Source organism: Ruegeria sp. CDSA089 (assembly GCF_059612205.1).
Genome location: NZ_JBXWQD010000002.1, coordinates 139,902 through 165,791, shown reverse-complemented (window position 1 = coordinate 165,791; position 25,890 = coordinate 139,902). Strand labels below are relative to the sequence as shown.

Annotated in this window: 21 protein-coding genes, 1 tRNA gene and 1 pseudogene; 15 read left to right on the top strand and 8 right to left on the bottom strand. The window is 59.9% G+C overall.

Annotated elements, in window-relative coordinates; all coding sequences use genetic code 11:
- Positions 1-8: 8 nt before the first annotated feature.
- The 15 genes and pseudogenes from AC2FJ6_RS06435 to AC2FJ6_RS06365 form a co-directional block, all read left to right on the top strand.
- A pseudogene (locus AC2FJ6_RS06435) lies at positions 9-815 on the top strand (pseudouridine synthase); the annotation flags it as partial.
- 177 nt (positions 816-992) lie between these two features.
- Positions 993-1,901 (top strand): 5-bromo-4-chloroindolyl phosphate hydrolysis family protein, encoded by a 909-nt coding sequence (locus tag AC2FJ6_RS06430; protein WP_496668681.1) that lies wholly within the window; start codon positions 993-995, stop codon positions 1,899-1,901.
- Positions 1,902-1,931: 30 nt separating this feature from the next.
- Positions 1,932-3,122: a toxic anion resistance protein gene (locus AC2FJ6_RS06425; protein WP_170788235.1), complete on the top strand. Its 1,191-nt coding sequence runs from the start codon at positions 1,932-1,934 to the stop codon at positions 3,120-3,122.
- Positions 3,122-4,084: a DUF2927 domain-containing protein gene (locus AC2FJ6_RS06420; RefSeq protein WP_414478942.1), complete on the top strand. Its 963-nt coding sequence runs from the start codon at positions 3,122-3,124 to the stop codon at positions 4,082-4,084. The genes AC2FJ6_RS06425 and AC2FJ6_RS06420 overlap by 1 nt, the downstream gene beginning before the upstream one ends.
- 21 nt (positions 4,085-4,105) lie before the next feature.
- Positions 4,106-5,254 carry an SPFH domain-containing protein gene (locus AC2FJ6_RS06415; RefSeq protein WP_170769106.1) on the top strand — a complete coding sequence of 383 codons (1,149 nt, stop codon included), beginning with the start codon at positions 4,106-4,108 and terminating at the stop codon, positions 5,252-5,254.
- A gap of 20 nt (positions 5,255-5,274) precedes the next feature.
- A complete protein-coding gene (locus AC2FJ6_RS06410) occupies positions 5,275-6,363 on the top strand; it encodes a TFIIB-type zinc finger domain-containing protein (protein ID WP_496668679.1) in 1,089 nt (362 codons plus the stop codon).
- Positions 6,364-6,451: 88 nt separating this feature from the next.
- Positions 6,452-7,120 (top strand): nitroreductase, encoded by a 669-nt coding sequence (locus AC2FJ6_RS06405; protein ID WP_170769104.1) that lies wholly within the window; start codon positions 6,452-6,454, stop codon positions 7,118-7,120.
- 30 nt (positions 7,121-7,150) lie between these two features.
- A complete protein-coding gene (dtd, locus tag AC2FJ6_RS06400; RefSeq protein ID WP_496668677.1) occupies positions 7,151-7,588 on the top strand; it encodes a D-aminoacyl-tRNA deacylase in 438 nt (145 codons plus the stop codon).
- Positions 7,588-8,691 carry a glycerate kinase type-2 family protein gene (locus AC2FJ6_RS06395; protein ID WP_496668674.1) on the top strand — a complete coding sequence of 368 codons (1,104 nt, stop codon included), beginning with the start codon at positions 7,588-7,590 and terminating at the stop codon, positions 8,689-8,691. The genes dtd and AC2FJ6_RS06395 overlap by 1 nt, the downstream gene beginning before the upstream one ends.
- A gap of 51 nt (positions 8,692-8,742) precedes the next feature.
- Complete coding sequence (locus AC2FJ6_RS06390) at positions 8,743-10,734, top strand: CocE/NonD family hydrolase (protein WP_170769101.1); 1,992 nt, start codon at positions 8,743-8,745, stop codon at positions 10,732-10,734.
- Between the two features lie 118 nt (positions 10,735-10,852).
- Positions 10,853-12,439, top strand: a complete 1,587-nt coding sequence (locus tag AC2FJ6_RS06385; RefSeq protein ID WP_170769100.1) for an ABC transporter substrate-binding protein — start codon at positions 10,853-10,855, stop codon at positions 12,437-12,439.
- A gap of 15 nt (positions 12,440-12,454) precedes the next feature.
- A complete protein-coding gene (locus AC2FJ6_RS06380) occupies positions 12,455-13,411 on the top strand; it encodes an ABC transporter permease (protein ID WP_170769099.1) in 957 nt (318 codons plus the stop codon).
- Positions 13,411-14,226, top strand: a complete 816-nt coding sequence (locus tag AC2FJ6_RS06375; protein ID WP_170769822.1) for an ABC transporter permease — start codon at positions 13,411-13,413, stop codon at positions 14,224-14,226. The genes AC2FJ6_RS06380 and AC2FJ6_RS06375 overlap by 1 nt, the downstream gene beginning before the upstream one ends.
- Positions 14,223-15,860 (top strand): ABC transporter ATP-binding protein, encoded by a 1,638-nt coding sequence (locus tag AC2FJ6_RS06370; protein ID WP_170769098.1) that lies wholly within the window; start codon positions 14,223-14,225, stop codon positions 15,858-15,860. Before AC2FJ6_RS06375 ends, AC2FJ6_RS06370 begins: the two co-directional genes overlap by 4 nt.
- Before the next feature lie 138 nt (positions 15,861-15,998).
- Positions 15,999-16,835 carry an alkaline phosphatase family protein gene (locus AC2FJ6_RS06365; protein WP_170769097.1) on the top strand — a complete coding sequence of 279 codons (837 nt, stop codon included), beginning with the start codon at positions 15,999-16,001 and terminating at the stop codon, positions 16,833-16,835.
- On the opposite strand, the gene AC2FJ6_RS06360 is transcribed toward AC2FJ6_RS06365, so the two are convergent.
- The 8 genes from AC2FJ6_RS06360 to AC2FJ6_RS06325 all read right to left on the bottom strand — a co-directional run bounded on the left by AC2FJ6_RS06360 (position 16,836) and on the right by AC2FJ6_RS06325 (position 25,735).
- Positions 16,836-17,759 carry an alpha/beta hydrolase gene (locus tag AC2FJ6_RS06360; protein ID WP_170769096.1) on the bottom strand — a complete coding sequence of 308 codons (924 nt, stop codon included), beginning with the start codon at positions 17,757-17,759 and terminating at the stop codon, positions 16,836-16,838.
- Between the two features lie 13 nt (positions 17,760-17,772).
- Positions 17,773-19,662, bottom strand: coding sequence for an acyl-CoA synthetase (locus tag AC2FJ6_RS06355; RefSeq protein WP_170769095.1), 1,890 nt, complete (start codon positions 19,660-19,662; stop codon positions 17,773-17,775).
- 151 nt (positions 19,663-19,813) lie between these two features.
- Positions 19,814-21,634 carry an ABC transporter transmembrane domain-containing protein gene (locus AC2FJ6_RS06350; protein WP_170769094.1) on the bottom strand — a complete coding sequence of 607 codons (1,821 nt, stop codon included), beginning with the start codon at positions 21,632-21,634 and terminating at the stop codon, positions 19,814-19,816.
- A 127-nt stretch (positions 21,635-21,761) separates the two neighbouring features.
- A tRNA-Gly gene (locus AC2FJ6_RS06345) sits at positions 21,762-21,836 on the bottom strand.
- A gap of 121 nt (positions 21,837-21,957) precedes the next feature.
- Positions 21,958-23,079 carry an N-acetylglucosamine-6-phosphate deacetylase gene (gene nagA / locus AC2FJ6_RS06340; protein ID WP_170769093.1) on the bottom strand — a complete coding sequence of 374 codons (1,122 nt, stop codon included), beginning with the start codon at positions 23,077-23,079 and terminating at the stop codon, positions 21,958-21,960.
- A complete protein-coding gene (locus AC2FJ6_RS06335) occupies positions 23,076-24,104 on the bottom strand; it encodes an SIS domain-containing protein (RefSeq protein ID WP_170769092.1) in 1,029 nt (342 codons plus the stop codon). Before AC2FJ6_RS06335 ends, nagA begins: the two co-directional genes overlap by 4 nt.
- Positions 24,105-24,123: 19 nt before the next feature.
- Positions 24,124-24,873: a GntR family transcriptional regulator gene (locus AC2FJ6_RS06330; RefSeq protein ID WP_170769091.1), complete on the bottom strand. Its 750-nt coding sequence runs from the start codon at positions 24,871-24,873 to the stop codon at positions 24,124-24,126.
- Positions 24,860-25,735 (bottom strand): glucosamine kinase nucleotide-binding domain-containing protein, encoded by an 876-nt coding sequence (locus AC2FJ6_RS06325; RefSeq protein ID WP_170769090.1) that lies wholly within the window; start codon positions 25,733-25,735, stop codon positions 24,860-24,862. The genes AC2FJ6_RS06330 and AC2FJ6_RS06325 overlap by 14 nt, the downstream gene beginning before the upstream one ends.
- Positions 25,736-25,890 lie beyond the last annotated feature (155 nt).

Here is a 25,890-nt window from a genome sequence, read left to right as displayed (position 1 = left end):
GGCTGCGGATGACCAAAACCCCTCCTCCCGGCGACCGGATCGCCAAAGTGCTTGCCCGTGCGGGCGTCGCCTCGCGCCGTGAAGCTGAACGCATGATCGAAGCCGGTCGTGTGACCGTGAATGGCAAGGCCATCACCAGCCCCGCCTTGAATGTCACCAGCAAGGACCGGATCACTGTGGATGGCAAGCCGGTGTCCGAACCGGAACCCTCGCGCCTGTGGCTGTATCACAAGCCCTCCGGATTGGTGACGACAACGCGCGATGAAAAGGGTCGCGCGACGATCTTCGACAACTTGCCCGAGGACATGCCCCGCGTCATGAGTGTCGGGCGGCTGGACTTGAATTCCGAAGGCTTGCTGCTGCTGACCAATGATGGCGGCATCAAGCGCAAGCTGGAACTGCCCTCAACTGGCTGGCTGCGCAAATACCGCGTGCGGGTGAACGGTCGCCCCAAGGACGAAGATTTTGCCCCTTTGCGCAAGGGCTTGGTGATCGACGGTGAGCGCTTCCTGCCCATGGATGTCTCGCTGGACCGCCAGCAGGGCGCCAATGCCTGGCTCACCATCGGGCTGCGCGAAGGCAAGAACCGCGAAATCCGCCGCGCGATGGAAGATATCGGCTATGCCGTGAACCGCTTGCTGCGTGTGTCTTACGGCCCGTTTCAGCTGGGCAATCTAAAGCCGGGCGAGGTCGAGGAAATTCGCCGCCGCGTCATGCGTGACCAGCTTGGACTGGATCCCGCACCCGAAGCCCCGGTCAAACGCCCGACCAGACCTCAGCGAAACAGGCCACCGGTCGGCAAGAAATCACGCAAGTGACGCGGGTTAGGCAACCTTCCCCCTAGCGCCAAGGCCCCTCATGCCCTAAATTTTCCGTGAGCATTGTCATTGGGGGCTCTCATGTCCGGCACCGGAGTACAGAAACTGGCCTATGCCGCCCTTTTGGCGCTGTTATTTGGTGTTTGCACCGGCCTTCTAGGGGGGCTGTAGACCATGGCCAAAAGATTTGGCGGAAAATACAGCCCGTCAGGTGACGCATCCACGTCGGAGAGCGAGTCGCGCGGGCAGTTCGACGGCGCACGGGTCGAACCTGCCGGTGCGCGCGCCAATCTGTTGTTTCTACCCGCCATCCCATTGGTGTTTTTGTCCCTGAACGATGGTGCCATCGGCATGACCGTCGGGTTGATCGCCGCCGCAACCCTGACCGGAGCTGCCTTCTTACTGCGCGAAGGGCTGCGGGCCGAGGCCGCCTATAACGCGCGCCGCACAGCGCGGCGTCCGGCGATTCCGCGAAAGATCTTTGCCAGCGTCCTGACTGGGCTTGGCACAGCGCTGGCCGCCTACCGCTCGGAACTGGTGGATGCAGCGGCTCAGGCGAGCTTACTCGCCCCCGTTCTTTTTGGAGCAGCCGCGACAGCACTGCACGCGGTGTCCTTTGGACTTGACCCGCTGAAAGACAAGGGGATGGAGGGGGTCGATACCTTCCAGCAAGATCGCGTGGCGCGGGTTGTGGAAGATGCTGAAAAGCACCTGACCGAGATGACCGACGCCATCAAGCGCGCAGGCGACCGCCGGATCGAGGCGCGGGTCGAGCAATTTCAGGACACCGCCCGCGATCTGTTTCGTACGGTCGAGGATGACCCGCGTGACCTGTCGGGCGCGCGCAAATATCTGACCGTCTATTTACAAGGCGCACGGGATGCGACCGTCAAATTTGCCGATGTCTATGCCCGCACGCGGGATGCGCAGGCGCTGGCCGATTTCACGGCCCTGCTGGACGATCTGGAGCAGAATTTCGCGGCCCGAACCCGCAAGATGCTTTTGGATGACCGCAGCGATCTGACGGTTGAAATTGACGTGCTGCGCGAACGGTTGCAGCGCGAAGGCGTCCGGTTGAAATGATCAGCCGGATTTTTTGAGAAAGGATTTCCCATGTCCGACGACATTAAGAACAAGGCGGTTGAAGCCGAAACACTGGTACAAGAGGTCACCGCTGTGACCTTGCCCGAACCCCAGTCCGAAGTTGTCCCGCTGGAAGAAGCGGACGATCCGGTCAAGGCCGAAATCCGCACCCGCATGGATGAGATCGATATGGACAACACGAACTCGATCGTGTCCTTCGGATCGTCGGCGCAGGCGGAATTGCAAGAGATCAGCCAGGCGATGCTGGCCGACGTGCGCAACAAGGATGTGGGCCCCGCTGGTGACAGTTTGCGCAACATCGTTACCACGATCCGAGGTTTTTCCGTCAGCGAGTTGGACGTGCGCCGCGAACGCAGCTGGTGGGAAAAGCTGATGGGCAAAGCTGCTCCGTTCGCCAAGTTCACCGCCCAGTATGAAGAGGTTCAGGGGCAGATCGACCGGATCACCGATGACCTTTTGGCGCACGAACATACGCTGCTGAAAGACATCAAATCCCTCGATCTACTCTATGAAAAGACACTGGGCTTTTACGACGAGCTGGCGCTTTACATTGCGGCAGGCGAGGAAAAGCTGACCGAGCTGGACAGCCATGACATCCCCGAAAAAGAGGCCGCCGTCCAGGACGCGCCGGAAGACGAACAGGTCATGCGCGCGCAAGAACTGCGCGACCTGCGCGCCGCACGGGATGATCTGGAACGCCGCGTGCATGACCTGAAACTGACCCGGCAGGTAACGATGCAGTCCCTGCCTTCGATCCGGTTGGTGCAAGAAAACGACAAGTCCCTGGTGACTAAGATCAATTCGACCTTGGTGAACACCGTACCGCTGTGGGAAACGCAGTTGGCGCAAGCTGTCACGATCCAACGCAGCGCCGAGGCGGCCTCGGCCGTGCGTGAGGCCAACGACCTGACCAATGAATTGCTTACTTCGAACGCGGCCAATCTGCGCCAGTCAAACAAGATGATCCGCGAAGAGATGGAACGCGGCGTGTTCGACATCGAAGCTGTGAAACAGGCCAATGCCGATCTCATCGGCACCATCAACGAAAGCCTCGCCATCGCGGATGAGGGCAAGGCGAAACGCGCTGCCGCCGAGCAGGAATTGCAGAAGATGGAGACCGAGTTGCGCGACACGCTGGCCGCCGCTAAGGCCCGCAAGGATGGGATCGGCGACAATGCCGGTACCGCCGTACCGGGCTGATTCGCGTGACCCTACGCGCCCTGGTCAAACCTGCTCTTGGGCTGGCTGCGTTGCTGGCCCTGGCCAATTGTGACGAGGCCCTAACCACGTCTGTGGCACCGCAAGCCTCTGCGGCACCGGCACTCCCTGCGGCCAATGCCTATGTGCCGCCCTCAGCGGCCAGTCAGGATCTGGCCCGGTTCTATCAGCGGGTCGAGGGCGATCTGCTGACCCGAGGGATGCTGCGCATTGACGGCGGCGGGCCCGATACGCCCTATGGCGCGGACGATCTGGCGCGCAATTTCGAGGCTATTGCCTTTTACAGCGAATATCCCGACCACACGGTGACGATCCGCAGCCCGCAAACGGACGGGCGTCTCAGCCGTTGGGCAGGCCCGGTGCGCATACAGTCTGAATTTGCCCCTTCGGTGGCCCCAGACACACGCGTGGCCGATGCGGCACTGGTCGATGCTTTTGCCACACGGCTGGCGCGGGTGACGGGGCATCCAATTTCGGTCGTGACGCGCAAACCCAACTTTCATGTCTTCTTTGCGGGTAAGGATGACAGTGCCTATGTGGTCAAACGCCTGAAAGAGCTGGTGCCGGGGATCAGCGCGCCGCTGCTGGATCTGGTGGCCAATCCGCGTTCGAATATCGACTGTCTGGTTTTTGCCTCGCAAACCCCGAGTGCGCCTTTCAAATTCGTGCGCGCGGTCACGCTGATCCGGGCCGAGCTGCCGGATCTGACCCGGCTTAGCTGCATTCATGAAGAGATCGCGCAAGGTTTGGGTCTGTCTAATGACAGCCCGGCGGCGCGACCGTCGATTTTCAACGACGACGACGAATTCGCGCTGTTGACCAGCCATGACGAGAAACTTTTGACCATGCTTTATGATCCGCGCCTGAAACCCGGCGTGTCCGCCGAAGACGCGCGCCCCGTGGTGCGGATCATTGCGCGTGAATTGATGGGCCAGCCGCTTTAGGCCCAAGAAAAGGAGACCCCAATGGGCATTTTCGATTTTCTGACCGGAGAATTCATTGACGTCATTCACTGGGTCGACGACACCCGCGACACCATGGTCTGGCGGTTCGAGCGTGAAGGCCACGAGATCAAATACGGCGCCAAGCTGACAGTGCGCGAAGGTCAGGCCGCCGTTTTCGTGCATGAGGGGCAGTTGGCAGATGTGTTCACCCCCGGTCTTTATATGCTTGAGACCAACAACATGCCGATCCTGACGACCTTGCAGCATTGGGATCACGGCTTTCAATCTCCGTTCAAGTCCGAGGTCTATTTCGTCAACACGACCCGGTTCAACGACCTGAAATGGGGCACCAAGAACCCGATCATGCTGCGCGATCCCGAGTTCGGACCCACGCGCATTCGGGCTTTCGGTACCTATACGGTTCGGATCAAGGACCCCGCAAAGTTCATGGTCGAGATTGTGGGCACTGATGGCGAATTCACCATGGATGAGATCAGCTTTCAGATCCGCAACATCATCGTGCAGGAATTCAGCCGCGTGATTGCGGGCTCGGGCATTCCGGTTCTGGACATGGCCGCCAACACCGCCGATCTGGGCAAACTGATCGCCGCCGAAGTCTCACCCGTGCTGGATGGCTATGGGCTGGAGATGCCAGAGTTCTATATCGAGAACATCTCACTACCGCCCGCGGTTGAAGCAGCGTTGGATAAGCGCACCTCGATGGGTTTGGCGGGCGATTTGGGCAAGTTCACTCAGTATTCCGCAGCCGAAGCCATGACGGCAGCTGCCAACAACCCTAGTCAGGGCGGCGGTATGGGCGCGGGTCTTGGCATGGGTATGGGAATGGCCATGGCGCAGCAGATGTCGAACATGGCAGCGGGTCAGCCGAGCGGCCCGTGGGGCAGTTCCGCCCCCGCTGCCCCGCAACCCTCGGCGCATGTGGCACCCCCGCCCCCGCCTCCGGTCGAGCATGTGTGGCATATCGCGGTGGATAGGCAGACCAGCGGGCCGTTTTCCAAGGCCAAGATGGGTCGCATGGCCGTTGACGGAGAGCTAACGCGCGACACCCATGTCTGGACCGCCGGTCAGGACGGCTGGAAGAAGGCGGGGGATGTGCAGGAGCTGGCGCAGCTGTTCACGATCCTGCCGCCCCCACCGCCGGGGGCGTGAGTTTTTCGTAGGGCTATAAAATGGCAGAAGAACACCGCTTTCCCTGTGACCAATGCGGCGCGGACTACCGGTTCAATCCTGGCGACGGATCCCTGACCTGCGACCATTGCGGCCATTCCGAGGCCATCGGCGCAGGTCCCTGGGGTGGAGCCAGCCTGAAAGAACTGGATTTCGACGCCGCCATCGCCGACCGTTTGCCTGACAGCGAGATCGAGGAAACCCGCGTTCTGTCCTGCCCGAACTGCGCCGCTCAGGTCGAGTTTGATCCCGACACCCACGCGGCGGAATGCCCGTTCTGTGCGACGCCGGTAGTGACGGATACCGGCGTGAACCGGCATATCAAGCCGCGCGGCGTTCTGCCCTTTGCGTTGGAGGAACGCGCCGCCCACGCTGCCATGACCGAATGGTTGGGTCGGCTGTGGTTTGCGCCCAACGGGTTGAAGGACTACGCGCGCAAGGGGCGTAAGATGCAGGGAATTTATGTACCCTACTGGACCTTTGACGCGGACACTAAATCCTCTTATCGCGGCGAGCGGGGCACGGTTTACTATGAAACCCGAACGGTCATGCGCGACGGCAAGCGCGTGCAGCAGCGGGTGGCCAAGGTGCGGTGGTCGCCGAAATCCGGTCGTGTCGCGCGGTTCTTTGACGATGTGCTGGTTTTGGCGTCTCAATCCTTGCCCAAATCATATACCGAAGCCCTGGAACCATGGGATCTGCCCGCGCTTGAACCTTACCAGCCTGAGTATCTGGCTGGTTTTCGAGCAGAGGCCTACACGATCGAGCTGCGCGAAGGATATGGGCAGGCCCGCGCACACATGGCCCGCGTGATCGAGCGTGACGTGCGGTTTGATATCGGCGGCGACCGTCAGCGCATCCATGCGGTCGACACCGATGTGCGCGAAGTCACCTTCAAACATATCCTGCTGCCGGTCTGGATGGCCGCGTATAAGTTCCGGGGCAAGACCTACCGGTTTGTCGTGAACGGCCGCACTGGACGCGTTCAAGGCGAACGCCCCTGGTCTGCGATCAAGGTCACGATTGCTGTTACACTGGGTCTGCTGGTTGCGGCCGGGGTCGGTTATCTGGTGGCAACGGGCCAGCAATAGCAAACAACCGGGTCGGTGTTTTAATCGCTTGAACATCCCAAGCGCAGGCGTCATCTTGCGCGTCGTCAACACCGAAGGGGAGGTCAGTGTGACGCTATCCGATCTGAACAGATTGCTGGACCAGCGCCATTCCTGCCGTGCGTTTCGCTCCGATCCCGTTCCGAAAGAGCAGATCGAACAGATCCTGACCAGCGCAGCCCGCGTGCCCAGCTGGTGCAATGCGCAACCCTGGCAGGTCACTGTCACCAGCGGGGCTGAAACCGACGCCTTCCGCAAGGCGTTGCAAGACGAGGTTCAAACTGCCTCACACGAACCCGACCTGCCGTTCCCGACCACTTATTCCGGCGTCTATCGGGACCGCCGACGCGAATGTGGCTGGGCGCTGTACGAGGCAGTCGGGGTACAGCGCGGCGACCGCGCCGCATCTGCCGAACAGATGATGCAGAATTTCGCGCTGTTTGGTGCGCCGCATTGCGCGATCATTTCAAGCCCGCTCGAACTTGGATCTTACGGCGCGCTGGATTGTGGCGGGTTCGTTACCGCATTCACCCTTGCGGCGCAGGCCTTGGGGGTGGCGACCATTCCACAGGCGGCACTGGCCAGCTATAGCCCGTTCCTGCACCGTTATTTCGATATTGCCGACGACCGCTTGATCCTGTGTGCGATCTCGTTTGGCTATGCCGACACCGATCACCCCGCAAATTGCTTCCGAACCACCCGCGCCGCCCCCGAGGCATTTGTGAACTGGGTCGGGTAATCGCGATACTAATACCTACGGAGAATAACTTTGCGCGCAGTTCTACAACGGGTCAGCCATGCCAGCGTTTCAGTCGATGGCACTGTCATCGGGCAGTGCGGTCAAGGGATGATGATACTGGTTTGCGCCATGCAGGGCGATGACGAGGCGCGGGCCGGCCAGCTTGCCGCCAAAATCTCGAAACTGCGGATATTCAAGGATGACGCGGGTAAAATGAACCGGTCGGTGTTGGATATCGGTGGCTCGGCCCTTGTGATCAGCCAGTTCACGCTGGCCGCTGATACGTCGCGCGGGAACCGGCCCGGCTTTTCCGAGGCTGCCCCGCCCGAGGTTGGAAAGCACCTGTATGAAACCTTCGCGCAACAACTGAGCAATCACGGCATCCCCGTCGAAACCGGCCAGTTCGGCGCGGATATGGCTGTTGAGCTGGTCAATGACGGGCCGGTCACGATTTGGATGGAAAGCTGATGGAGCGAACAGAAAAAGCCCTGCGGATCTGGAACGCCGGGGTGGAGGCCGTGGGTGGCTATGCCGCGACGCAGGCGGTTCTGGGCGATATCGAAAAGCCTGATCAGATACTAGCCGTGGGCAAACCTGCGGCGTCGATGGCGCTTGCTGCGCTGGAGCATTTTGGCACAGTCCCGACGCTGGTCGTAACCAAGGATGACCATGCAGGCGACCTGCCCGATCACGTGCGGGTCATCGAAGCCTCACACCCCGTGCCCGACGCGCGCAGTCTGGAAGGCGGGCGTGCGCTACGCGAAACGGTCGAGGGTCTGTCGACTGATGCGCATCTGCTGCTGCTGGTCTCGGGCGGTGCGTCCTCATTGGCTGAGGATCTGGTGCCGGGCAAAACGCTGGACGATCTGGCTCAGCTCAACAAACAACTGCTGTCGCAGGGGCTGGACATCACCGCGATGAACGCCCAGCGCCGCAAGCTTTCGCGGATCAAGGGCGGCGGGTTGTTGTCCCATTTCACGGGTCGCAAGGCGACTGTATTGGCAATCTCGGACGTGCCCGGCGACGATCTGAATGTGATCGGCTCGGGGATCGGCGTCTTGCCCGTGACCCGTGATTTTGAAGCAACGGCGCAGATCGTGGCCTCCAACGCCCATGCCCGCGCGGCGGCGGCCAGGCAAGCCGAGGCCGAGGGCGCGCGTGTCATCGCCAATGAAGAAGCGCTGCATGACGACTATCAGGCGGTTGCGACAACTCTTGGCCCTCGCCTGCGCGATATGCCGACAGGCGTGATGGTGTTAGGGGGCGAACCGACCGTCGTCCTGCCCGAAACCCCCGGGCGCGGTGGGCGCAATCAGGCGCTTGCGCTGGCTTTGGCCAAGGAGATCGCGGGGGCCAAGGGGCTGACGGTAATCGTCGGCGGTACCGATGGCACCGATGGCCCGACACAGGCCGCTGGGGGCATCGTCGACGGAACCACATGGGGCGATGACGCGGAACAGGCGCTGCGCGATGCCGACAGCGGCAGCTTTCTGGAAAAGGCCAGCGCGCTGTTGGTGACAGGTCCGACCGGGACGAATGTTATGGACCTGCTTGTCGCAATCCGCGATTGAATTGACGATTTTCATGACACACCCAAAACCCAAGGCCCTGACACTCAGACCATGACCAGCCCTTCAAACACGCTGCGCGAGATCGAAGACCTTCCCGATGTTGGCATTCAAATGCCTGATGGCTGCCGCCTCTCGGCGCGGGTCTGGTGTCCGGTGGATGCCCATGATGCACCGGTCCCGGCCATTCTGGAATTCCTTCCCTACCGCAAACGCGACAGCACCGCGACGCGCGATGCGCTGACCCATCCGTGGTTTGCCAAGCGCGGCTATGCCTGCATCCGCGTGGACATGCGCGGCAATGGCGACAGCGAAGGGCTGATGGAAGACGAATACACCCAGCAAGAGCTGGACGACGCGGTTTCGACCATCCAATGGCTTGCCGAACAACCTTGGTGCACCGGCCATGTGGGAATGATGGGGATCAGCTGGGGCGGTTTCAATTCGTTGCAAGTGGCCGCCATGCAGCCCGAGGCGCTGAAGGCGATAATTACCCTCTGCTCGACTGCCGACCGATATGCGGATGACATTCACTATAAGGGCGGTTGCCTGCTGAATGAAAACTTGGGCTGGGGGGCCACCATGTGGTCCTATTCCTCGCGCGCGCCCGACCCGGCGCTGCGCTCAAACTGGCGCGAGCTATGGCTTGAACGGCTTGAGAATGAACCCTTCTTGCCCTCGGTTTGGCTGCGCCATCAGACGCGGGATAGCTATTGGCAGCACGGATCGGTTTGCGAAGATTTCAGCGCCATCCGTGCGGCAACCTTAGCCGTTGGTGGCTGGGGGGATGCCTACAAAAATACGGTACCTCTGCTGGTCGAACAGCTTGCCGCCCCGGTCAAAGGCATCGTCGGCCCCTGGGTGCATAAATACCCTCATTTCGCGGTGCCCGAACCCCGGATCGGGTTCCTGCAAGAGGCGCTGCGGTGGTGGGACCACTGGCTGAGAGGTGCGGATACCGGCGTGGATCAGGACCCTGACTATCGCGCCTATCTGATGGATGGGGTGCGACCGCAACGTTGGTACACCGAGCGCCCCGGCCGCTGGATAACCGAAGACAAAGGCGCAACCACGCATCTGCCGATTCAGACGCTGGACTTGGCGGATAACGGGCTTGGCACCGCAGGCACATTGGACGCACGCATCCGGTCTCCACAAACTTGCGGGATGGAAAGCGGCGAATACTGCGCGATCTGGCTGGGCCCCGACATGCCCGGCGATCAACGCGCGGACGACGCGCTGTCCGCCTGTTTCGACAGTGCCCCGCTGGCCGACGATATGGATGTCGTGGGTGCCCCCCGCCTGCGGCTACGGATAAGCGCAGACCGGCCACACGCCCAGTTGGCGGTGCGACTGAACCATATCCACCCCGACGGTGCCTCGACGCGCATCACCTATGGGGTGCTGAACCTGTCCCATCGAAATAGCCACGCAACGCCGTCGCCGTTGACCCCCGGTGAAACCTATGAGGTCAAGCTGGATTTGGATCACATTGCGTACCGCGTGCCCAAGGGGCACCGGTTGCGGGTTGCGATCTCCAGCGCCTATTGGCCCTTGATTTGGCCCACGCCCGAAGCCGCCGAGTTGCATTTGACTCAAGGTACGATTGACATCCCCGTCCGCCACTCGACCGTTGATGAATGGGTGTTCCAACCGCCCGAATCCGAAACTCCGCGCGATGTCACCACTTTACGTCCCGACAAAAATGCGCGACGGGTCGAGGTGGACATGAACACCGGCGAAACCCATCTGGTCATCGAAGACGATTTCGCCCTGATCACCGACAACCATCACGGCCTGACCCATGGCAGCACGGCCACGGAACGGTGGTCGATCTATCCCGACGACCCACTGTCAGCACGCGGCCATTGCCTTTGGACGCAAGAAATGCAGCGTGATGACATCCTCCTGCGGACAGAGACATCCTGTACGATGTGGTCAGACGCGGAAAACTTCTACCTCCGTGCCGAGCTAAAGGCCTATGAAGGGCAAGACCTGATCTTTTCGAAAGAGCTGGAGGATGAAATTCCGCGCAATCACATGTGACGCGGCACCTGCCGGGGCCAAGATTAACCCTTGCCCGTCAGGACGAATTCCGCCTATTTTGACTCATGCGTCAATAAAAAGCCCTCAAGGGTAAAATCCAATCAACTGGGAGACCATAATGAACGAACAACTCACTCACATGACCAAACAGGTCACTTCGGGCAAACTGACCCGCCGCGAATTCATGGGGAAAGCGGCGGCTCTGGGTGTTTCGGCAGCGATGGCCAGCACCATTTTTGCCGACGCGGCGCGCGCGGCGGGCCCGAAAAAGGGCGGCGATCTGAAGTTTGGCCTGCAAGGCGGCGAATCCACTAACTCGCTAGACCCGGCCACCTATGCCAGCTCGGTTCCGTTCCAAAACGGCAAGCAATTTGGCGACCAACTGGTCGAAGTTGCACCCGATGGCTCGATCGAACCTCGCCTGGCCGAAAGCGTCGAAGGTAGCGCAGACGCCAAGGTCTGGACCTTCAAGCTGCGTCAAGGTGTTGAGTTCCACAATGGCAAGACCATGACCAGCGAAGACGTGCTGAAAACCATGCAACGTCACTCCAATGAAGATTCGAAATCTGGTGCCCTTGGCATCATGAAGGGCATCGAATCGATGAAGGCCGATGGCGACAATTTCCAGGTCACCCTGAGTGAGGGCAACGCCGACCTGCCGTATCTGATGGCTGATTATCACCTGATCATTCAGCCGGACGGAGGCATGGACAACCCTGGCGCAGGCATCGGTACCGGGCCCTACAAAGTCGAAGTCGACGAGCCGGGCGTACGTCACCTCTACACGAAGTTTGAAAACCACTGGAACCCGGATTTCGGTAATTTCGACAGCGTCGAGGTGATCGTAATCAACGACGCAACTGCCCGTACTGCTGCGCTGCAATCAGGTCAGGTCCACGCGATCAACCGTGTCGAACCGAAGGTTGCCGATCTGTTGGGCCGCGCGCCCAACCTGACCGTGCATTCGACTGCCGGTCGCGGACACTACGTGTTCATCATGCATTGCGACACCGCACCATTCGACCAGAACGAACTGCGTCTGGCACTTAAGCATGCGATCAACCGTCAAGAGCTGGTCGACAAGGTTCTTCGCGGCTATGGCACCATTGGCAACGACATGCCCATCAACGCAGCTTATCCGTTGTTCGATGGCTCTATCCCTCAGAGGGAGTTCAGCCTTGAAAAGGCAGCTGAACACTACAAGAAATCCGGCCACGATGGTTCGCCCATCATCCTTCGTGTGGCTGACGGTGCCTTCCCGGGGGCTGTGGATGCTGCTGCGCTGTTCCAGCAAACTGCTGCGCAAGCTGGTATCCCGCTGGAAATCAAGCGTGAACCCAATGATGGCTACTGGTCCGAGGTCTGGAATGTGCAGCCCTTCTGCGCGTCCTACTGGGGCGGCCGCCCGGTACAGGATCAGATGTACTCGACCGCGTATCTGTCAACTGCAGACTGGAACGACACGCGCTTCAAGGTTCCGGCCTTTGATGAGATGCTATTCCAGGCACGTGCCGAACTGGACAACGACAAGCGTAAGAACATCTACAGCCAGATGGGCCAAATGATCCGCGACGAAGGCGGCCTGATCTGCCCGATGTTCAATGACTTCATCGAAGGTGTCAGCAATCAGCTGGCCGGCTGGGAAAGCGATCCCACCCAAGAGATGATGAATGGCAACATGTCCCGCAAGATGTGGTTCGCCTGATAGGGACCACGGATCATGCATCCTATTGTCAAATTGGTTTCCCAGCGCATTGCGCTGGGAATACTCTTGCTGCTCGGCGCTTCGGCCCTGATTTTTGGCCTGACCGAAGCCCTTCCCGGAGACGCCGCGCAAGCCGTCCTGGGGCAGTCCGCAACCCCTGAATCTCTGGCAAACCTGCGCGAGGAAATGGGCCTCAACCGCCCTGCCCTGACCCGCTATTTCGAGTGGCTGGGGGGTATTTTACAGGGCGATCTGGGACAATCACTGACCAACAAGCTGGATATCGCTGAAAGCATCGGCAAACGTTTGGGCAATACCCTGTTTTTGGCCTGTGCCGCCGCAGTCGTGTCGGTTCCGCTTGCGATCTTTTTGGGTCTTCTGGCCGTCCGGTTCCGCAATCGCTGGCCGGATAAACTGATTTCTGCGATCACCCTGACCACGGTTTCGATACCGGAATTCCTGATCGGCTACGTGGTGATCTACTTCGTCTCGGTGAAACTGGGATGGTTCTCATCGCTGGCGATGATTAACGAGTCGATGTCATTCGGTCAAAAACTGAACGCCATCGCCCTGCCGGCCTTCGTGCTGACACTGGTGGTTCTGGCGCAGATGATGCGCATGACCCGCGCCGCGATCCTGAACCTGATGCAATCGGCCTATATCGAAACGGCCGAGTTGAAGGGCCTGTCGAACTTTCAGGTCATTGCGAGGCATGCGTTTCCCAATGCAATTTCACCCATCGTCAACGTCGTGATGCTGAACCTGGCCTATCTGGTCGTGGGCGTCGTCGTGGTTGAGGTGGTGTTCGTTTATCCCGGCATGGGCCAGTATCTGGTCGACTCGGTGACAAAACGCGACGTGCCTGTTGTTCTGGCCTGCGGCGTTGTCTTTGCCGCCGTCTATATCGGGCTGAATATGGTGGCTGACATCGTCTCGATCCTTGCCAACCCAAGACTGAGGCACCCGAAATGATGAAGAATATCCCTATTTCGGCGATGATCGGTCTGTTTTTTACGGGCCTGTATTTCTTCGTCGCCTTCGCCGCCCCGCTGATCGCCCCCTATGGCATGGCCGAGGTCGTCGGCGATGTTTGGGAGCCTTCAAGCTCCGCGCATCTGCTGGGTACCGACAATATCGGGCGCGACCTGCTGACCCGCATGATCTATGGTGGGCGCACGACGATCTTTATCGCCGCGGCCGCTACGATCCTCAGCTTTCTCACCGGCACCTCCCTGGGCCTGCTGGCTGCGGTTCTTGGTGGCTGGGCGGATCAGGTTCTCAGCCGGACGGTTGACCTGATTATGTCGATCCCGACGCTGATCCTGGCCTTGGTCATTCTGGCCATCGTGCCCGTAACCGTTCCGATCCTGATCCTGGTGATGGGCCTGCTGGATGCAACGCGCCCCTACCGCCTGTCGCGCTCGGTCGCGGTGGACATCAACGTCATGGACTATGTCGAGGCCGCCAAGCTGCGCGGAGAAGGACGCTCTTGGGTCATCTTCCGCGAGATTCTGCCCAACGCCCTGTCACCGCTGGTGGCGGAATTCGGGCTGCGGTTCATCTTCATGGTTCTGTTCATCTCGACCCTGTCGTTCCTGGGCCTGGGCGTTCAGCCGCCGCTGGCCGATTGGGGCGGGATCGTGAAAGAAAACAAGGACGGCATCGTCTATGGTATCGGCGCGGCGCTTTACCCTGCTGTGGCCATCGCGACGCTGGCTATCTCGGTCAACCTTGTCGCTGACTGGGTCCTGAACCGAACCACATCGCTGAAAGGAGGCCGGGGATGAGTGAACCGCTTCTCAAAGTCCGTGGCCTCAAGATTGGCGCGACAGTCTATCCGCCAGGCGAAAAGCCCCATGACATCGAAATCGTGCACGGAGTCGATTTTGACCTCGAACGCGGCAAGGTGCTGGGGTTGATCGGTGAATCCGGGGCCGGCAAGTCTACCATCGGTCTGGCCTCGATGGCCTATGGCCGGGGCGGTGTAAAGATCACCGGGGGCGAGGTCTGGGTTAACGGGCGTGATATCCTCAAGTCGTCGCACGGCGATATCCGCAAGTTGCGCGGGGGTGAGGTCACATATGTGTCCCAATCCGCTGCGGCGTCCTTCAACCCAGCCAAGAAGATCATGGACCAAGTGGTTGAGGCCGCAGTTGAGCAGAAAAAGTTCAGCCGGAAAGAAGCCGAAGCCCGCGCGCGTGAGCTGTTCGCTAAGCTGGGTCTGCCGGACCCGGACAATATTGGTAACCGCTACCCGCACCAGGTCTCAGGCGGGCAGTTGCAGCGTTGCATGACGGCACTGGCCCTGTGCCCCGAGCCTGATCTGGTGGTGTTCGACGAACCCACCACGGCGTTGGATGTGACCACGCAGATCGACGTTCTGATGGCTATCAAGGAAGCCATCGCGGATACCGGCGTTGCCGCGCTCTATATCACCCATGACCTTGCCGTCGTTGCGCAGGTGAGCGATGACATCATGGTTTTGCGCATGGGCAACACGATCGAATACGGCAATACCGACCAGATCATCAACAACCCGCAGGAAGACTATACCAAGGCGCTTGTCTCGGTCCGGTCCATCGAGCATGAGGAGAAACAGCCCACAGCGGAACCGGTGCTGAGCATTGCCGGCATCACTGCGCGCTACAAGGGGCTGAATTTCGACGTGCTGCACAACGTCAATGTTGACCTCCATCCTGGGCAGACACTGGCAGTTGTGGGCGAATCCGGCTCGGGCAAGTCCACGTTGGCGCGGGTGATTACTGGCTTGCTGCCTCCTCGTGAAGGTGAGATCACGTTCAACGGGCGTAAGTTGTCGCCCGACCTCAAGGGACGTACCCGCGAGGACCTGCGCGAGTTGCAGATGATCTACCAGATGGCCGACGTTGCGATGAACCCGCGTCAAACCGTGGGCACCATCATCGGCCGGCCGCTGGAGTTCTACTTCAATATGCGCGGTGCGGAAAAACGCAAGCGGATCGTGGAACTGCTGGATGAAATCGAGCTGGGCGAGAAGTTCATCGACCGCTATCCGGCAGAACTGTCTGGTGGGCAGAAACAGCGTGTCTGCATCGCGCGGTCACTGGCGGCCAAGCCCAAGATGATCATCTGCGACGAGGTCACCTCGGCACTGGACCCGCTGGTGGCGGACGGCATCCTGAAACTGCTTCTGGACCTGCAAAAGATCGAGGACGTGGCCTATCTGTTCATTACCCACGATCTGGCGACAGTCCGTGCGATCAGCGACAGTATCGCGGTGATGTATCAGGGTCGCGTGGTCCGCTACGGCCCGAAATCACAAGTGCTGAGCCCACCGTTCGACGACTACACCGACCTTCTGCTCAGCTCGGTGCCCGAAATGCATCTGGGCTGGCTGGAAGAGGTGGTCGCCCACCGCAAGATGGAAAGCGCCGGGAACTGATCCCGCGCAAAACAATCAAAAAATCCCGGCGCTTGTCATAAACAGGTGTCGGGATTTTGCTATTTGGGGCGTGAACAAGCTGCCCCTGCCCTGCGAATCTCGTAGGGTCGCCGAAAGATCCCATGAAAAGGCCGAACCATGGACCGCAAACTTCTTCTCATCATCCTCGACGGTGTTCCCTGGCGCAATTTCCGCCGTCTGTTCGGCAACCTTGAAGGCTGGGTCGACACCGGCGAGGCGCGCGTATGGAAGCTGCGCTCGGTGCTGCCATCGACCTCGGCCAGTTGCTATGCCTCGATCCACACCGGGGTGACACCACAGGAACATGGCTGCACCGGTAACGGCAATGTCTTCCGCTTGAGCCACAAAGACGTGTTCAGCCAGGTTCGCGAAGCCGGAGGCGTCACCGGAGCTGTCACCCACAGCTATTGGTCGCAGTTCTTCAACCGCCATCCCTTCGACTATGTGCGGGACGTGGAATATGACGAGCCGGACAGCACCACAATCAATCACGGTCGGTTCCACACAATGACCGGCTACGGCAAGGCGAACCAGATGACGCCGTCCGATGTCGATCTCTATGCCACCCTGACCAACCTGTGCCTGCGCTTCGGACTGGATTACGGCATTCTGCACGCCTGTACCCTGGACAGCATGGGGCACCGGTTCTTCCATGATTGCGAAGAAATGGACCATGCCTGTTTCGTCGCAGACGAGATGCTGGCTCCATTCATCCCCCGCTGGCGGCAGTTGGGCTATGAAGTGATCGTCACCGCCGACCACGGGCAGGATGAACGAGGTCATCACGGCGGGCGCGGACCACTGCAACAGGAAACAGCACTGTATTATTTCGGCGATGCCAAAGGCCCCGAGGCTGATACGGTGATCGACCAGTTGCAACTGGCACCCACGATCCTGAACCGGATGGGCGCACCAATCGCCGAGACAATGAAAGCCAAGCCGTTCTTGAAGTAATCAGTCGTAGGGCCAGATCTGTTGGCCCAATGCCTCAATAGCGACGGATATCCGCTCAAAACTGTCTGCGGCGCGTTTAACCGAGGTGCGCGCCCGCAGATAGCCATGCACAAGGCCTGGTTCGTTGATGCAATGGGCAAGCCCTCCGGCCTGCGTGATCTGGGCGCAATAGTCGGGCCCGTCATCGCGCAGCGGGTCGCAATCAGCAGTCACAACCACGGTCGGAGGCAGGTTCGAGAAATCGCTGTCCTGCAACGGCGCGTAAGTCGGATCGCCCTGCGGAGGTTCTCCGCTGCACCGCACCTTTTCGTAGAAAACGATATCATCCAGCGTCAAAAGCGGCGCGTGGGCATGTTCCAGATACGATCCCTTGGTCCGATCACCACCCAAACCGGGATAGATCAGAACCTGCCCCAAAATCGTATCCAGCCGACGCCGTGCATGATGGGTGACGGCAGCAGCCAGATTGCCTCCTGCACTGTCCCCCGCCAATACCAGCGCGTTGCCATATTCCTTCGCGGCCCAGTTCACTGCCGTCCATGCGTCCTGAAACTGCGCGGGGTGCACATGTTCAGGGCAAAGGCGATAGTCTACCGCCACCACCCGATATCCCGTCTGCGCACAAATCTCGGCGCAAACGTCGTCATGGCTGTCCAGCCCACCGACAACAAAACCACCGCCATGCAGATAAACCACCGTCCGCGTCGGATCACCAGCAGTATAGACGCGAACAAGCACGCCGTCGGCGTGCTTGTCCTCAGCCTCGACCCCCATCGGGCGCGGCTGCCGAAAGTCACGACACATCGCGTCATAGACCCCGCGCTGATCCTGGATCGAAAGATCGACCGCATCATCGGGATAGCTTTCGGCGGTCCTGCTTATGAACGCCCAAGTTTCTTCATCAATCAGGCGTTCATAATCCATGTCCCCTCCGCGATCAGGCAGCCCATTCCCATGGCCGGGTGAATGCGCCCAGCACTTTGCTGACATCGTCCTCTGAGGAGCCGTTCGCGTCAAGCTGTGCAACAAGCCCACGCTTTTTGTCATCGAGCACCGAGACCACCCGCGCATCCACGCCCGCCTTTTCCAGCGCGCCATTGTAGATACGGGTGATCGCCTGTTTCCGCAGTTCTGGCTTGAACACTTTGCCCACCGCGGTTTTCGGCAATTCATCGAGAATGGTCATATGCTTGGGCTGCGCGGCACGTTCGTGGACGTGAACGTCGCAGTATTCCATCAACTCCTGCTCGGTGACCGAGGCACCGTCAACCAGCTCGACAAAGGCGCAAGGCACCTCACCTGCGTAGGCATCGGGCTGACCGATGGCCCCAGCGAAGGCGACCGCGTCGTGGCCCAGAAGGGCCTCTTCAATTTCAGCGGGATCGATGTTGTGCCCACCGCGGATGATCAGATCCTTGGCACGTCCGGTGATCCACAGATAGCCATCCTCATCGAACCGCCCCAGATCGCCCGTGCGCAGATATGAGTCAAAGTGGTAGAGGTCGACGTTCTTTTCCGATTCGGTATAGGTATTGCCCGCATAAACGCCGGGATTGGAAACGCAAATTTCACCGATTTCGTTGGCCGCAGATTCCACTGGTCCATCCGGTCCGTCGGTCAATATTTTGACGTCCGTATAGGGGAACGGAATCCCGATCGAGCCGATCTTTTTCTCACCATCCACCGGGTTGCAAGACACAAGGCATGTCGCTTCGGTCAGGCCGTACCCTTCGACAATGGTGACACCTGTGGCCTCTTCAAATCTACGGAACAGCTCCACGGGCAAGGGGGCTGAGCCCGAGAACGCGGTTTTGACGGTTGAGATATCGGCATCCACGGGGCGCTGCATCTTGGCGGCAATCGCGGTAGGCACGGTGATGATGAACGTCACTTTCCAGCGTTCGATCAGCTTCCAGAAATTGTCAAAGACACCATCACCACGATAGCCCTGCGGCGTTGGGAAGATCACATGCGCGCCCGAAGATACGGCTGCCATCATGATCACATGCACTGCAAATACATGGAACATCGGCAGCGGGCACATGACCACGTCCTCTTCCGAGAACAGCAGCGTATCGCCCAGCCAACCGTTATAGATCAGGCCCGAGTACTTGTGCTGCGCCACTTTGGGCATGCCCGTTGTGCCGCCGGTATGGAAATAGCAGGCAACGCGGTCTTCCTTGCTGTCTTCGAATGTCAGCGTGGTTGGTTGCTTGGCCAGTTCGGCGTTGAAGCTTTTGTAATCCGCGTGAGCCAGATGTTCCTTGTCGCCCATTTTGGGGCGCAGGAAAGGAACGATCCATGACTTGGGCGGCGTCAGATAGCGGTTCAGATCAATCTCAAGGATGGTGTTGACCTTGGGCGCATGGCGCACGGCCTCTTCCACTTTTTGCGCCACATCGGTCTTGGGGAAGGACTTGAGCGTCACAACCACCTTGGCGCCGGTTTCCCGTAGAATGGCTGCAATCTGTTCAGGCTCCAGCAGCGGATTGATCGGGTTGACGATCCCCGCAACTGCGCCGCCCATCATGGTGATCAGCGTTTCATTGCAGTTTGGCAGGATATAAGCGACCACATCCTTTTCCCCGACGCCCAGCGACCGAAACAGGTTGGCGGCCTGATTGACCTTGCCCAGCAAGTCCGACCATGTCAGCGTCTCGGCCTTGTCCGTAGGGCCGGAAAACAGTTGGAAACTGACCGCGCTGCTATTCGGATACCGGGCCGCTGTACGAGACAGCATCTGGTGGAACGTGACCGGAATATCCCGATCCTCCCACGGCATTTCTTGTTCAAGTTTTACCTTGTCGTCGATCCCCTCAAAGGCCATGCGTCTCCTCCCTATTGTGCCGCACGCTTCGCGCGGATTATTCCACATTAGGATGGGTGCAAAACCGCGCTGGTTCAAGCAAGGGCTTAGTGGCACAGAGTCAGAAAAACAAAATGACGCTGCGGCGGTTAGGCCTTTCCCTCGCGTCAGCCTATTCAGCCGCGACCCCGTCTGTGAACTGAAGTCGCGCCAGACGTGCATATAGCCCATCTTGTGCTACCAGGTCGTCATGGGTGCCCTGTGCCACAATTTGGCCTGCCTCCATCACCACGATACGGTCGGCCTTTTTGACGGTGGCCAGACGGTGCGCCACGATCAGAGTGGTTCGTCCGGCGCGCATCTGATCCACGGCCCCCTGCACCGCGCGCTCACTTTCTGCATCCAGCGCCGAGGTCGCCTCGTCCAGCAGCAGAACCGGTGCATCGCGCAGGATGGCGCGCGCGATGGCGATGCGCTGTTTCTGACCGCCCGACAGCATCACCCCGCGCTCGCCGACAAAACTGTCATAGCCTTCTGGCAACGCCGAGATGAAATCATGTGCAGCAGCGGCTCGGGCAGCGGCCTCGACCTCGGCATCTGTTGCGTCCAGACGACCAAAGCGAATGTTCTCGCGGGCCGATGCGGCAAAGATCGTCGGGTCCTGCGGCACCAGCGCCATGTGGCGGCGGAATTCAGCCCGGTTCAGGTTGCGCAGGTCGACACCGTCCAGACTAACGCCACCAGCGTCTGGGTCATAAAACCGCTGGATCATCTGAATGACAGTCGTTTTGCCTGCACCAGAAGGACCGACAAAGGCAACTGTTTCGCCAGGACTTACGGTCAACGACATCTGGTCCAGCGCAACAACATCAGGGCGCGCAGGATAACGGAAGGTTACGTTTTCAAACCTGATTTCGCCACGCACGGGTGCAGGCAGCGCTTTGGCCGCCGTTGGATCGTTCACCGTGTCTTGTGCATTCAGCAATTCAACCAGGCGTTCGGTCGCCCCCGCGGCGCGCTGAAGTTCGCTCCAGATCTCGGACAGGGCCGCGACCGAGCCTGCCATGATGATTGAATAGATCACGAACTGGATTAAAACGCCCTCAGTCATCACGCCATTACGGACGTCATTCGCCCCCATCCACAAAACGCCCACGATGCCGGAGAAGACCAGAAAAATCACGATCACCGTCAGCACCGCACGAGTCTGGATTCGGCGCAGAGAAACTTCGTACGAAGTTTCTGTCATCTCACCGAACTGAGCGCGGCTTGCCTGTTCGTGGGTAAACGCCTGAACGGTCTGAACCGCACTCAGTGCCTCGCCTGCATTGCCGGATGAGGCGGCGATCCAGTCCTGATTTTCGCGGCTGATGACCCGCAGACGGCGACCCAGAACCAGAATCGGTACTACGACCAGCGGGATCAGCAGAAGGACCATCGCTGTCAGCTTGGCCGAGGTCAGCAACATCAGCACCAATCCGCCGACAAACATCAACATGTTGCGCAGCGCAATCGACACGGACGAACCCAGCACCGACTGGATCAACGTGGTGTCTGTGGTGATCCGGCTTAGAACTTCTCCGGTCATAATCCGTTCGTAGAATTCGGGGCTCATCCCGATGACGCGATCGAAGACGGCCTTGCGAATATCGGCCACCACGCGCTCACCCAGCCGCGTCACCAGCGCATAGCGGATGCCTGTACCGATGGCCAAAATTCCAGCAATGCCCAGCGCGGCCAGAAAATACCAATCCAGCAGCTCGCCATCTTCGATGCGGAAATTATCGACCACTCGGCGCACGGCCAGTGGCAGGGTCAGCGTCATACTGGCCGTGAGGATCAATGCCAGCGTCGCCCCGATCATCAACAGGCGGTACGGCTTCATGAAGGGCCAAAGAGAGGCCAGAACGCCTATTTTCCGGGATCGCGCGCGCTCTTCGCTAGCGCCGGGCGCAGCTTTTGCGGATGGACTGGCTGAGGCGTTTCTTGCCATGACTGGGCCCTACGTCGTGTTCAAACTTACTAATGCGCTTCTTGGCGGTCAGTGCAGGTGGGGTCAAGCTGCACGGCAGAAATGCAGCCTCAAACGGGCCTTTTGACGCAGAATGTAAGGGCTGATTTGGAGCGGGCGGCGGGAATCGAACCCGCTTCATCAGCTTGGAAGGCTGAGGTAATAGCCAGTATACGACGCCCGCTCAGCGGAGGTCGGTTTAAGCGATGCGTCAGATGGCGTCAAGCGCCGTTCGGTGCCGGATTTCAAAATCATTCCAGGAAAATAATCTCCCGCCCGGTGCGGCAGAAAAAGGGCGCAACTGCCTACAGCCACGCGCACGTGTCGAGCGTTCCGCTGATGCGGATCATGCTGTCGCGGGTGATGGCAGCGCCCGGCATTCGCCCGATCAACTGTGCAGGATAGGTGGTGGCAGCGGCCAGCGCCGCAGGCAAAGGCACGCCCACTTGCGTGACCAGCACCCGGATGGCAGTCGTCAAATCCAGATCCGCGCCAGCCAGCGTCCCGTCTTCCAGCGTCAGCCGCCCGTCAGTGCGGGTGATCCTGCGCCCTTCCAGACGAAACTCGGATTGATCCGTTCCTGCAACCGCCATCGCGTCGCTGACCAGATAGATTTGCCCCGGTCCGGTTTTAGCCGCCCACGCCGCCCGCATGACCTGCGGGTGGACATGGATGCCATCAGCAATCAGCCCGGCCGAAAACCCACCATTCGACAGCGCCGCGCCGACCAATCCGGGTTCGCGGTTGCCCAACTGGCTCATGGCGTTGAACAGATGGGTCACACATCGCGCACCTGCGGCGGCATAGCGCTGGCAGGTGGCGAAATCCGCATCAGTGTGCCCCAATGATACCAGTACACCCGCATCGCTTAGCGCGCGAACCTGCTGCTCTGAGACCGATTCGGGCGCCATAGTCACTTTGAGACAGGGCAGATGAGCCGCCGCCTCTATCAAGGCAGCAAGGTCTGCATCAGACATCGGACAGATCAGATCGCCATCATGCGCCCCTTTGCGCGCAACCGACAGGTGGGGCCCCTCCAGATGTAACCCGGCGACGCCCGGCACGCCCTCATTGACAGCGTGAATGGCAGCATCAATCGCGGCACGGGTCTTATCGGCCGTATCCGTGATCAAAGTCGGCAGCAGCGCGGCGACCCCCAACCGGCGATGGGCCTGCGCGATGCGCCGGATCGTCTCCACCGAAGGGGCGTCATTCAGCATGACCCCATCGCCACCATTCACCTGCAAGTCCACATAACCGGGGCTGACGATGTCTCCGTTCAGATCGACATAGTCACCGGTCGCTATATCCGCATCGGACACAATCCTCCCGGTCGCATCGCCGTCAAAGACCAACGCATGATCATACAGCAACCGCTTACCATCAAAGATTTCCCCGTTTCGAAAGATCACCCTGTTCGTTGTCATACCGTCTCGGTCACTTTCTTGAGGTGGCGTGGCGCGTCAGGGTCGATTCCTCGCATACTGGCAACCGATTCGACCATGCTGTAGAAGGCGGTGATCGCCGTGATCGGATCGGTGATCCAGTGATCCGTGCGCTCGACCGGCAAAGACTGCGCTCGCGTGACCCGATCCGTCGTCGCAAAAACCACCGCGCCTTTTTCAGCCAAAGCATCAGCAGCCTGTGCGGTTGTCTCCTCCGCCGCATCCTGAGCAGCGAAAATGATTGCAGGGAACCCCTCTTCAACGATCGAGACGGGGCCGTGCAGCACTTCGGCAGCCGAATAGCTTTCAGCGTGAATCTGGCAGGTCTCCTTGATCTTTAACGCCGCCTCGCCCGACACCGCAAAGGACGGCCCCCGGCCCAGCGTGAACAGCGACCGCCCCGTGATCGCAGACGCCGCTGCGGACCAGTCGCATCGGGCTGCGCGGTCCAACTGGGCGGGCAGAGCCCGGATAGCCGCCAGCAAGTCGGCATCCCCTTTGACCTCGGCCAGCATCCACAGACCCGCGACAAGCGAGGTTACGAAGGTCTTGGTCGCCGCAACGCTCAGTTCAGGACCGGCGTGCAGCGGCAGCACCGCATCAGCGGTTTCCGCCAGACGCGAGGTTGAATTGTTTGTGATCGCCAGTGCCACCGCGCCCGAAGACCGCAACGACCGCGTCAACCCCACGATGTCGGGGCTTTGGCCGGACTGCGACACAGACACACAGACCGCCCTCCGCGCCATCAGATCGGCCCCGTAGATTGAACTGACTGACGGCCCGACCGAGGCCACAGGCAGACCAAGGAGCAACTCACTGGCATATTTCAGATAGCTGCACGCATGGTCCGACGACCCGCGCGCCACGGTGATCATAAACCGCGGATCGGCGTCGCGGACCAGCCCTGCGGCGTTTTGAATATTGGCCGCGCCACTGCCCAGCAGCCGGTCGACCGCATCGGGAATTTCCAGAATTTCCTGACGCATCTTGGATGTATGTTCGGACATCGGCCTTTGATCCTTCCGGTTATAGCCGTAGCTCGGCGACGAAATCATAGGCGTCACCGCGATAGAGCGAGCGGGTCAACTCTGCGACCCGACCGTTTTTGAGAAATGAGAGACGTTCGATATTCAGCCCCGCCGCCCCTTCAGGCACGTCCAGCAACTCGGCCTCGCGCGCTGCCAGATTAAGCGCCGAGATCTTCTGAACCGCCCGCACCGGACGATGACCCAACCCATCCAGCACCTCGTAGAGCGAGGTCGTCACCTCGATCGGGTTTGGCAGGATGTCCAAGGGCAAGGCCGCTTTTTCCAGCGCCAGCGGGCGGCCATCCGCCTCGCGCAGACGATAGATACGGGCGATTTGCGCGCCGTCCGACAGGTTCAGCGCGGCCACCTCGTGTGGTGTTGCGGCGAACACGCCACGTTCCAGCCATTTAGAGGTGGTCTGCATCCCCCGGCTCGACATATCTTCGGTGAATGATGTCAGATGGGTCAGCGATTGCTCGACCCGAGGCACGCGCTCGCGGATGAACGAGCCCGACCCCTGACGCTGTTCGATCACGCCTTCTTGCACCAGCTCCTGGATAGCTTTGCGTACGGTGACGCGGGACAGGTCGGTGATTTCCACCAATTCCCGTTCTGACGGCAGCGACGCATTGGGGGCCAGCACACCGGTGTCGATCCCCTCTTGCAACCGGCGGCGCAGCTGTACGTATCGAGGGCCGTTTTCGGGGCTTAGCCATGCATCGGCGCGCAGGAATTCAGCGATGCTCATCTGCCACCTCCTTTGCCAAAGCCAACGCACCTGCCAGCGGTTCCCCCTGCGGCGGACGGATTGCCTCTTGCATTTCGCCGGGCAGGTAGTCGGCGTAGTGCGGCGCAATTCCCCCGGTCAGACATAGCGTCAGACCGGGTTTCCAACCCAAACGGGCGGCCATATCCGTAAGGTAATCCGCACCTGTTTGCAGGACTTTCCGGGCAACGATATCTCCATCGACCGCCGCCGACGTAACCTGCGGTGCCAACGTGCCAAACTCTCCCGGCGACGCTTGGCCTGCAAATGCAACAATGCCTGCGGTACCACCCAACCGATCAGACAGGGCCCGGGTCAGGCCCGAGCTTTCCTGAACCCCATCTGCAACATTCAACGCTTCGGCCAAGGCGCGACGTCCGACCCATTGGGCCGAGGCCTCATCTCCAAGGACTGACCCCCATCCCCCAGCAAACCGCATGCGACCACGAGTCTGGAGCGCAAGGAATGAGCCCGTGCCGCAATGCGCGACAAGGCCGTCTGTCGCGCCCAAGGCCCCTCGGACGGCGGCCGGCCGATCATCTTCCACCCGGGCATTCGTCAAATTCAGAACAGCCTGCAAGCGCCCAGCTACCGCATCCCCAGTCACTCCGGCCAAGCCTACGAAAGCGGGCCAATCGAACAGGTCGGCGGCGGGCCGTCCGAGACGTTCGGCCAAACGCGCGACGCCCGTCCTGATCTGGTCGGCACCACCCTCAAAATCGGTTGAGACATTGGCCGCACCTGTTTCGACCGCATGGACTTCACCATCCACATCGCAGGCAACCCGGCATCGGGTTCCACCGCCATCAACGGCCAAAACTGCGTGGTTTTCAGACTCACTCATGACAATACCATTATAATACCTTTTGCCATCAGAAAAGATCAAACCTGCGATGATCAGGGATTTTAGAGAGATTTATGCGAAAAAATCCTTCATCTCGGTCGCAATAAGAAAGTTATGGACAGGTGGTATTAGATAGGTATTGTAAAGGAACTGTA

Excerpts from the sequence above, each read along its gene's own strand:
- AC2FJ6_RS06430 (WP_496668681.1), top strand. The coding sequence starts at position 993 with ATGGCCAAAAGATTTGGCGGAAAATACAGCCCGTCAGGTGACGCATCC.
- AC2FJ6_RS06425 (WP_170788235.1), top strand. The coding sequence starts at position 1,932 with ATGTCCGACGACATTAAGAACAAGGCGGTTGAAGCCGAAACACTGGTA.
- AC2FJ6_RS06415 (WP_170769106.1), top strand. The coding sequence starts at position 4,106 with ATGGGCATTTTCGATTTTCTGACCGGAGAATTCATTGACGTCATTCAC.
- AC2FJ6_RS06410 (WP_496668679.1), top strand. The coding sequence starts at position 5,275 with ATGGCAGAAGAACACCGCTTTCCCTGTGACCAATGCGGCGCGGACTAC.
- AC2FJ6_RS06395 (WP_496668674.1), top strand. The coding sequence starts at position 7,588 with ATGGAGCGAACAGAAAAAGCCCTGCGGATCTGGAACGCCGGGGTGGAG.
- AC2FJ6_RS06390 (WP_170769101.1), top strand. The coding sequence starts at position 8,743 with ATGACCAGCCCTTCAAACACGCTGCGCGAGATCGAAGACCTTCCCGAT.
- AC2FJ6_RS06385 (WP_170769100.1), top strand. The coding sequence starts at position 10,853 with ATGAACGAACAACTCACTCACATGACCAAACAGGTCACTTCGGGCAAA.
- AC2FJ6_RS06380 (WP_170769099.1), top strand. The coding sequence starts at position 12,455 with ATGCATCCTATTGTCAAATTGGTTTCCCAGCGCATTGCGCTGGGAATA.
- AC2FJ6_RS06375 (WP_170769822.1), top strand. The coding sequence starts at position 13,411 with ATGAAGAATATCCCTATTTCGGCGATGATCGGTCTGTTTTTTACGGGC.
- AC2FJ6_RS06370 (WP_170769098.1), top strand. The coding sequence starts at position 14,223 with ATGAGTGAACCGCTTCTCAAAGTCCGTGGCCTCAAGATTGGCGCGACA.
- AC2FJ6_RS06365 (WP_170769097.1), top strand. The coding sequence starts at position 15,999 with ATGGACCGCAAACTTCTTCTCATCATCCTCGACGGTGTTCCCTGGCGC.
- AC2FJ6_RS06360 (WP_170769096.1), bottom strand. The coding sequence starts at position 17,759 with ATGGATTATGAACGCCTGATTGATGAAGAAACTTGGGCGTTCATAAGC.
- AC2FJ6_RS06355 (WP_170769095.1), bottom strand. The coding sequence starts at position 19,662 with ATGGCCTTTGAGGGGATCGACGACAAGGTAAAACTTGAACAAGAAATG.
- AC2FJ6_RS06350 (WP_170769094.1), bottom strand. The coding sequence starts at position 21,634 with ATGGCAAGAAACGCCTCAGCCAGTCCATCCGCAAAAGCTGCGCCCGGC.
- nagA (WP_170769093.1), bottom strand. The coding sequence starts at position 23,079 with ATGACAACGAACAGGGTGATCTTTCGAAACGGGGAAATCTTTGATGGT.
- AC2FJ6_RS06335 (WP_170769092.1), bottom strand. The coding sequence starts at position 24,104 with ATGTCCGAACATACATCCAAGATGCGTCAGGAAATTCTGGAAATTCCC.
- AC2FJ6_RS06330 (WP_170769091.1), bottom strand. The coding sequence starts at position 24,873 with ATGAGCATCGCTGAATTCCTGCGCGCCGATGCATGGCTAAGCCCCGAA.
- AC2FJ6_RS06325 (WP_170769090.1), bottom strand. The coding sequence starts at position 25,735 with ATGAGTGAGTCTGAAAACCACGCAGTTTTGGCCGTTGATGGCGGTGGA.